The sequence below is a fragment of the Vibrio sp. 970 genome, from assembly GCF_033339075.1.
The window spans coordinates 1-838 of the sequence record NZ_JAWOTW010000178.1 but is presented as its reverse complement, the minus strand read 5'-3'; the positions used below and the strand labels follow the sequence as shown (position 1 = coordinate 838).

1 protein-coding gene and 1 pseudogene are annotated in these 838 nt (G+C 47.7%); both read right to left on the bottom strand.

Annotated features, from left to right (window positions below; translation table 11 throughout):
* Window positions 1-382: pseudogene (gene envZ, locus R7Q11_RS25530) on the bottom strand (two-component system sensor histidine kinase EnvZ); the annotation flags it as partial.
* Between the two features lie 105 nt (window positions 383-487).
* On the bottom strand, window positions 488-838 hold a 351-nt coding region (locus tag R7Q11_RS25525; protein WP_225466920.1), incomplete at its 5' end, for a winged helix-turn-helix domain-containing protein.

Sequence of the window (838 nt, the reverse complement as noted above, 5' to 3'; positions counted from 1 at the left end):
TCTCGATGTGCATCCACAAAATGTAGCTTTCACTACCCAGCAACAGGCGCACTTCGGTTGGTGAGCCTAGCTCTTGAGTCATTTCCTCCGACATCAAATCAATCGACATCGCATGGTTAAACTCAACCGCCTTCTCGCTGTTGATGCTGTGAACTGTCACGCCCAACCTTTCTAATAACTGGCGACGCAATGGTGCATCCGATTTGAGCGGGCCATCTTCATCGAGAACCAGATTCAGTTCGTGAGCGAGAATTTTGTTGAACTGTTGCAGGCTTGGCATCAACGCGTAGTTAAAAACGGCGTAATAAGAAAAGACTTGGCTAGCGAGAAGCAAGGAGATGAACAGTAGAATAGATTGTGTCAGTGAACTTCGGATTCGCATGGAAATTTCCTAATGATCCTAATTGCGAAAACCTCGACCACCAAATAAGAAGGAAATTTGATGGCCGAAGTTTTAAAAACCGATTGCCGGTTAAGGGAGTAAGAATTACGACTCTTTGCCGTCTGGGACAAATACGTAACCTAAACCCCATACGGTCTGGATGTAGCGAGGTTTGCTCGGATCGTCTTCCAACATGCGGCGTAGACGAGAAATTTGTACGTCGATAGAACGCTCCATCGCCGAGTATTCACGACCACGCGCCATGTTCATCAGCTTATCACGCGACATTGGCTCACGCGCGTTGGTTACCAGTGATTTCAACACCGCAAATTCACCCGATGTTAATGGCATCGCCTCATCACCACGGAACATTTCACGCGTGCCGAGATTTAAACGAAACTCGCCAAACTCGACCACTTTTTCTTCTGTACTTTGCGCGCCCGGTAGCTCAACCGT